Below are 6,915 nucleotides of genomic sequence, written 5' to 3'. Positions count from 1 at the left end.
CGCACGAGCTCGGCGCGGTCGCCGACCGTCGCCCAGGCGCCGTCGCGACGCAGCGGGCCCGGCGCGCCGGCATAGCCCCGGGCCACGTACGGCGAACGCACCCACAGCTCGCCGTCGCGCACGCGCAGCTCGACGCCGGGGAACGGCACCAGCCCGTCGCCGCGGTCGAGCGCCACGAAGGACAGCTCGGCCGCCCCGTAGTAGGCGGTGGTGCGGATTCCTGCAGCCTCGGCTCTGGCCCGGAGCCTCGGGTCCAGGTGCGACCCGCCGACCAGCGCGGACCGGATGCCGGACGCCGTGCCCGTCTCCAGCAGCCGGCGCAGCCCCTCGGGAGTGCCGTGGAAGCAGTCCGCCCGCCCGGCGGCCGACTCCGCGCCGCCCAGCACCGGCCGGGGCCCGCCGTCGAGCGCGTGGGCGAGCGAGAACAGCGTCAGCGAGGAGGAGGCCGGCGCGGGCAGGGCGACTGCAGTGCCGCCGCCTCCCGCGCCCAGCAGCTCCGCCACCGCCGCGAACGACGCGGCCCAGGAGGCGTGGCTGCGCAGCACGATCCGGGGCGCCCCGCTGCTGCCGGAGGTGAGCGTCGCCCAGCCGATCGGGTCGGGGTCGTCCGTGTATCGGTCGTCGCTGTCGCCCGGCTCGGCGTTCGACGCCGCCTCGACCGCCGCGGCGAGGTGCGCAGCCGGGCGTCGCGCGTCGAACACGAGCGGCACGTCGCCGGCGGCCCGCGCCTCGCGGAGCCGGTCGAGGAGGGCTTGCTCGTCGTCGGCCAGCGGGACGATCGGGCTCATGCGACCGGGGCGCCGTCCCGTCGGGGAGTCGTCGCCGGCACGGCCGCGGCCGCCCAGGTGCGCCGGAACGCGCGCGGGTAGGCCCGGACCAGCGTGGCCACGATCGCGGTCGCGAGCACCGCCTTGATGAGGTCGCCCGGCACGAAGGCGAGGCTGAGGAGCGCGGTCTGGCCGAGCGGAAGCCGGGTGACGAGGCTCTGCACCGGGATGCCGAACGCGTAGACCACGACGATGCCGCCCACGAGCACGCCGAGGAGCGTGCGCCAGACGACCGGCTTGCGGTTGCCGGCGTGGACGATGAGGCCGATGACCGCGGCGCCGACGATCCAGCCGAACAGGTAACCGGCCGATGGCCCGACGAAGACGCCGATGCCGCCGCGGCCGCCCGCCAGGAGGGGGAGCCCTGCGGCCACGAGCGCGAGCAGCACGGTCATCGACAGCGCGCCGAGCCACGGCCCGAGCAGTGCGCCGGCGAGCATGACGCCGAGCGTCTGCGCGGTGATCGGCACCGCGCCGAACACGGTGAAGCCGCCGGGGAGGCCGAGCACGGCGACGATCGCGGCGACGACGGCGACGCGGGCGAGGTCGGTGGCGTCGATCGAGCGGCGGGACGGGCGGGAGGCCACCGGGGCGCCGGGGGAGGTTTCGGTCATCGGTCTTCCTTTACCTGAACGCTGTTCACCTGAACGGCGTTCACTATAGTAGAACCGTGACGGGAAACGAAAGCGCTCGCAGACACAGCCGCGACGACGTGGCGGAGACGGCCCTCCGCATCCTCGACGACTACGGCCTTCCCGACCTCACCATGCGCCGCCTCGCCGCCGCGCTCGACGTGCAGCCGAGCGCCCTCTACTGGCACTTCCCCAACAAGCAGACGCTGCTCGCCGAGCTCGCCGACCGCATCGTGGGCCGCGCCGCCGCGCCCGCCGCGGCGACGGAGGACGCGAACTGGCCCGAGCGTGTCCGCGCCGAGGCGGCCGCCCTCCGTGACGCGCTGCTCGCCTACCGCGACGGAGCCGAGGTCGTGGCCAGCACCGCCGCGCTCGGCCTGGGCGCCGCACCGGCGCAGCGGCGACTGGAGGCGGCGGTCCGCTCGGGCGGCTTCGACGCCGAGACCGCGGACCGGGCGGCGACCGCGCTGCTCCACTTCGTGCTCGGCCACGTCTCGCACGAGCAGCAGCGGATGCAGTTCGACAGCATCGGCGTCCTGGCCACGGGGGCGGCCTCCCACCCGCTGGACGAGGCGGACTCCGCCGCCGCGTTCGCGTTCGGGGTCGAGCTGCTCGTGGGCGGGCTGCAGCGCCTCCGCGCTGTCCCCGGAGACGTCACCGCGTCCGGAGCCGTCAGTCGCTCCCGAAGATGACCTTCCAGCCACCGACGACGTTGGTGGCCAGATTGAACAGCGCGGCGAAGATCGCGCCGAGCGCCGAGACCACGATGACCTCCAGCACGGCGACCACGAGCGTGAACGTCATGACGTTGCCGAAGGTCAGCCCGGAGACCAGCGAGGCGCCCTGCGCGCCGGCGACGCTCTCCAGGAACGAGGTCATCGTGCCCACCAGCCCCACCTTGTCCAGCACGGACCAGCCGAGGAGTGCGAGGAGGACGGTCACGGCCGCCAGCACCAGGCTGATGAGGAACGACATCTTCAGCGCGGACCAGAAGTCGATGTAGACGAGGCGCATCGTCGCGCGCTTCTTCTGCTTCGTCCGTGCCGACATCGGCGACCTCCCCGGTGGTGCTCGTTCCGAACCGCTCGCGCGGCTCCCCCTCGGGCGATTCTATCCGACACGCCGCGCTGACCCCGGTACGCCCCGGAGCGGGAAACAAACCGATCGACCGGTTATGCATGTAATATGGCCCCTGCGGGGGCGGACGCCCGACCGACGTGCATGTCGCACCGGCGACCACTGGGGGGATGTCGGTCGGGCGGTTCCCTGACAAGAGATGGCAGCGCTCGAGAGATGGCAGCGCTGATGGGAAGTGGCGCCCCGTCACTCCACGACGAGCTCGGGCAGACCCCGCAGCGCGTCGAGCCGCCCGTCCGCGACGATGCCCGGCAGCAGCACGATCCACAGCTCGCGGATGCGCTGCAGCAGGTCCGCGCGGCCGGTCAGCGCCTCCGACACGAGCTGCACTCCCGTGAACGCGGGCGACAGCAGGTGCGCGAACATCGCCGGGTCGACCCGCTCGGAGACGTCGCCCTCCCGGATCGCCCGCGTGGTCAGCTCCTCGATCGCGCGAAACCAGTCCTCGTAGGGCTCGACGATCGCCTGGCCGGCCGTCCCGACGTCCGTGGTCAGCCGGATCCCGGCCCGCACGATCGGGTCCGCCAGGAGCTGCCGGCCGAGGCTCCCGCTGAGCAGCACGAGCGTCTCCAGGGCGGGCCGGCCCTGCTCGAGGATCGCCGCCGAGGCCGCCATCGTGCGGCGGTGCTCCTCGGCGACCACGGCGAGCGCCAGCTCGTCCTTCGACGCGAAGTGGAAGTACAGCGCGCCCTTGGTGAGCCCGGCCGCGCGAGCGATCTCGGAGATGGAGGCAAGCCCGAACCCACGCGCGCCGAACACCTCGGCAGCACCCCGGAGGATGGTGTCGCGGGTTGCGAGAGCGCGGGACTGGGTGGCCATGACCTCACAGAGTAGTGCGGCCCGCCCCGTCGCTGGCTGCATGAATCCGGCGGCGACGGGACCAGGCGCGGCGCTCGCCCGCGGAGTAGCGTGAGCGTATCCGCCGCCGGATCACCCCCGCAACCACGCCGACCGAGAGGGACATCCCCATGACCACCGTCGCCGACACCATCGTGGACATCATCCGGGACGCGGGCGTCAAGCGCGTGTACGGCATCCCGGGCGACTCGCTCAACGGCTTCACCGACGCGCTGCGCCGCGCCGGCGACATCACCTGGGAGCACGTGCGTCACGAGGAGGCGGCAGCGTTCGCGGCGGCGGCCGAAGCCGCCCTCACCGGTGAGCTCGCCGTGTGCGCCGGCAGCTGCGGCCCGGGCAACCTGCACCTGATCAACGGTCTGTTCGACGCCAACCGGAGCCGGGTCCCCGTGCTCGCGATCGCCGCGCAGATCCCCGGCCCCGAGATCGGCAGCACCTACTTCCAGGAGACGCACCCGCAGGACCTGTTCCGGGAGGCGGCCGTCTACACCGAGCTGGTGAGCATCCCCGAGCAGCTGCCGCGGGTGCTGGAGATCGCGATGCGCACGGCCATCGAGCGGCGCGGGGTCGCGGTCGTCGTCATCCCGGGCGAGATCTTCCTGAAGGACAGCGTCGGGCGCAAGCCGTCGGCGCCGATCGTCTACTCGCCGCGGGTGACCCGGCCGGCCGACGGCGAGCTGACGGCCGCGGCCGACATCCTGAACGCCGCCAAGAAGGTCACGATCCTCGCGGGGGCCGGCGTCGAGGGCGCCCACCCGCAGCTGATCGACATCGCGGCCGCCCTCCGCGCACCCGTCGTGCACGCCATGCGCGGCAAGGAGTTCGTCGAGTACGACAACCCGTACGACGTCGGCATGACCGGCCTGCTGGGCTTCTCCTCCGGCTACCGGGCGATGGAGTCCTGCGACGTTCTGCTCATGCTCGGCACCGACTTCCCGTACCAGCAGTTCTATCCGTCCAAGGCGAAGATCATCCAGGTGGACATCCGTGGCGAGAACCTCGGCCGGCGCACGCCGATCGACCTCGGCCTGGTCGGCAGCGTGAAGGACACGGTGGAGGCCCTCCTCCCGCTGCTCGCGGACCGGACGGACACCAAGCACCTCGACGCGTCCCGCTCGCACTATCTGAAGGCGCGCAAGAGCCTCGACGAGCTGGCCGTCAACGACCGCAACCGCACGCCGATCCACCCCCAGTACGTCGCCCGGCTGATCAGCGAGCTCTCCAGCGAGGACGCCGTGTTCATCCCCGACGTCGGCTCGCCCGTGGTGTGGGCGGCCCGCTACCTGCGGATGAACGGCTCGCGGCGGCTGATCGGCTCGTTCAACCACGGCAGCATGGCGAACGCGCTGTCACAGTCGATCGGCGCGCAGGCCGCGTTCCCGGGGCGGCAGGTGGTCGCGCTCGCCGGCGACGGCGGCCTCGCGATGCTGATGGGCGAGCTGCTGACGCTGGTGCAGCGGAAGCTGCCGGTCAAGATCGTGGTCTTCAACAACTCCTCGCTCAACTTCGTGGAGGTGGAGATGAAGGCCGCGGGCTTCGTGAACTTCGGCACCGGGCTGGAGAACCCGGACTTCGCCCGGGTCGCCGAGGCGATCGGCATCCACGGGCAGCGCGTCGAGAAGCCCGACGACCTGGAGGGCGCGCTGCGCACGGCGTTCGTCCACGACGGCCCTGCCCTCGTGGACGTGGTGACCGCGCGTCAGGAGCTCAGCATCCCGCCCGCGATCACCGCCGAGCAGGTCAAGGGCTTCACCCTCTATGCCCTCCGCACGATCATGTCCGGCCGCGGCGACGAACTCATCGACCTGGCCGACACCAACGTCTTCCGCCGCCTCTTCGACTGACCCCAGCCATCAGTCCCGGAGTTGTGTACGCGACACGCCGTGGGCAGCCGCACATAACTCCGGGACTGATGGCTGGGGTCAGTTGATGCAGACGGTGCTGGAGTAGTTGGTGGTGGGGCCGGAGTGCGTGGGCGCCGGAGCGGGGGCGGCAGGGGCCTGGCCGGTGGAGGCGGCGCCGGGTGCGGTCGGCATCAGGCCGTCCTCGCCGAGGACGACGGTGACGCCCTTGACGCTGCTCGTCTCCTGGACCGCGGCGCCGGGGAGGAGCGCCGCGACGGCCTTGGCCTGCGACTCCTGACCGGACGGGTACTGGATGGTGGTCGTCTGCTCCGAGCTCGCATCGCCCGCCGTGCCGGTCTTGAAGCCGGCCGCGGCGAACGCCTGCGTCGCCGTCCCGGCCGCGCCGTTCTCGCTGCCGCCATTGAGCACGGTGACCGTGGTGTCGGCGGGCTTGGCCGGCTTGGCGTCGTCGTACGCCGACGGCGTGCCCGTCAGGCTCTTGACGAACGCGGGCATCGCGGCGGTGTCCACCTGCACGATCGAGAGGTCCTCGCCGTCGACGGTGATGGTCGGCGTGCCGGAGATCGGGATCGTCGCCGACTGGATCTTGCCGCCCGTGAGGCCCTGCAGCTGCGCGGCGAGCTGGAGGAAGTTCAAGCCGGGGTCGGTCTCCAGCGAGCCGCTGATCGCGTCGAGCGCGCTGGTGAGCTTGGGCGGATTGAGCAGCGTGCCCGCCGACAGGAACTTGTGCGCCTCCACCGAGAGGAAGTACTGCTGGCGCACCACGCGGTCGAGGTCTCCGCGCGGGAGGCCGTGCCGCTGCCGCACGAACGACAGCGCCTGCTGTGCGTCCAGCGTCGAGACGCCCGCGGGGAAGTTCGCGCCCGAGTACGGGTCGTTCACGGCGTTGTTGAGGCACACCTGCACCGGGCCGAGAGCCTTCGCGATCGTGTAGAAGCCGAGCAGGGAGACCCGCACGTAGTGGTCGATCGAGAGCCCCGTGAGGTTCTCGACGGTCTGGATGAGCAGCTTGGCCCCGCCAGTCGGGTCGGTCGCGCCGCCGCCGAGCGAGAAGGCCGAGTTCAACTTGTTCATCCCGTGGCCGGGCACGTCGACCCAGGAGTCGCGGGGGAGTGAGACGAGGGTCGCCGACTTCCCGTTGGCCGGGATGTGCAGGATCATCATCGTGTCCGTGTTGGTGCCGCCGCCGTCGGACGTGGTGCTGAGCTGGTCCAGCTCGGCCTGGGTGGCGTTGTCGGGGCGGTGGTCGTCGCCGACCAGCAGGATGTTCTGGTCCTGACCGTCGACGTCGTTGCCGGACTTGCTGATCACATCGACGTGGCTGACGCCGCCGACGAAGCGGAAGTAGCTGTACGCGGCGTAGCCGCCGAGGACGACCAGGAGGACGGCCAGCCCTGCCGCGGTCCAGGCGATGATGCGCTTGGCGCGGCGGTGCTTCCTGGGGGGCCTGCCGCCTCCCGTGCCGCCTCCGTTGCCCCCGCCGCCCGTGCCGCGGCCGCCGTCGCCTCCGTCACCGAAGCCCCCGTCCGCGCGGCTCGGGTCGGGCGACCCGGAGAGGCCGAACAGGTCGAAGGGTGCGCCCGCGGCGCCCGCGCC

General features: G+C 72.3%; 7 protein-coding genes. 2 read left to right on the top strand and 5 right to left on the bottom strand.

Annotated elements, in window-relative coordinates; genetic code table 11:
- The coding region (locus tag AC3A3H_RS00825) for an AMP-binding protein (protein ID WP_487612637.1) at window positions 1-788 on the bottom strand (788 nt) is incomplete at its 3' end.
- Window positions 785-1,441, bottom strand: coding sequence for a biotin transporter BioY (locus AC3A3H_RS00820; RefSeq protein WP_487612636.1), 657 nt, complete (start codon window positions 1,439-1,441; stop codon window positions 785-787). The genes AC3A3H_RS00825 and AC3A3H_RS00820, both read right to left, overlap by 4 nt.
- Before the next feature lie 56 nt (window positions 1,442-1,497).
- Between AC3A3H_RS00820 and AC3A3H_RS00815 the strand changes: the two genes are divergently transcribed.
- Window positions 1,498-2,151, top strand: coding sequence for a TetR/AcrR family transcriptional regulator C-terminal domain-containing protein (locus tag AC3A3H_RS00815; protein WP_487612635.1), 654 nt, complete (start codon window positions 1,498-1,500; stop codon window positions 2,149-2,151).
- On the opposite strand, the gene AC3A3H_RS00810 is transcribed toward AC3A3H_RS00815, so the two are convergent.
- Together AC3A3H_RS00810 and AC3A3H_RS00805 are read right to left on the bottom strand one after the other, a co-directional pair.
- Window positions 2,132-2,509 carry a DUF3566 domain-containing protein gene (locus AC3A3H_RS00810; RefSeq protein ID WP_487612634.1) on the bottom strand — a complete coding sequence of 126 codons (378 nt, stop codon included), beginning with the start codon at window positions 2,507-2,509 and terminating at the stop codon, window positions 2,132-2,134. The two genes, AC3A3H_RS00815 and AC3A3H_RS00810, sit on opposite strands and share 20 nt — an antisense overlap.
- Before the next feature lie 273 nt (window positions 2,510-2,782).
- A complete protein-coding gene (locus AC3A3H_RS00805) occupies window positions 2,783-3,415 on the bottom strand; it encodes a ScbR family autoregulator-binding transcription factor (protein WP_487612633.1) in 633 nt (210 codons plus the stop codon).
- Between the two features lie 149 nt (window positions 3,416-3,564).
- On the opposite strand from AC3A3H_RS00805, the gene poxB reads away from it, so the two are divergent.
- On the top strand, window positions 3,565-5,298 hold the full coding sequence (gene poxB, locus AC3A3H_RS00800) for a ubiquinone-dependent pyruvate dehydrogenase (RefSeq protein WP_487612632.1): 1,734 nt from the start codon (window positions 3,565-3,567) through the stop codon (window positions 5,296-5,298).
- Window positions 5,299-5,376: 78 nt separating this feature from the next.
- On the opposite strand, the gene AC3A3H_RS00795 is transcribed toward poxB, so the two are convergent.
- Window positions 5,377-6,915: LCP family protein (locus AC3A3H_RS00795; RefSeq protein WP_487612631.1), on the bottom strand; the 1,539-nt coding region annotated here is incomplete at its 5' end.

The sequence above is a fragment of the Leifsonia sp. Soil_N53 genome, from assembly GCF_057655165.1.
Note: the sequence above shows the minus strand (reverse complement) of the source record. Positions and strands in the feature narration are given on the sequence as shown.

Excerpts from the sequence above, each read along its gene's own strand:
- AC3A3H_RS00820 (WP_487612636.1), bottom strand. The coding sequence starts at position 1,441 with ATGACCGAAACCTCCCCCGGCGCCCCGGTGGCCTCCCGCCCGTCCCGC.
- AC3A3H_RS00810 (WP_487612634.1), bottom strand. The coding sequence starts at position 2,509 with ATGTCGGCACGGACGAAGCAGAAGAAGCGCGCGACGATGCGCCTCGTC.
- poxB (WP_487612632.1), top strand. The coding sequence starts at position 3,565 with ATGACCACCGTCGCCGACACCATCGTGGACATCATCCGGGACGCGGGC.
- AC3A3H_RS00805 (WP_487612633.1), bottom strand. The coding sequence starts at position 3,415 with ATGGCCACCCAGTCCCGCGCTCTCGCAACCCGCGACACCATCCTCCGG.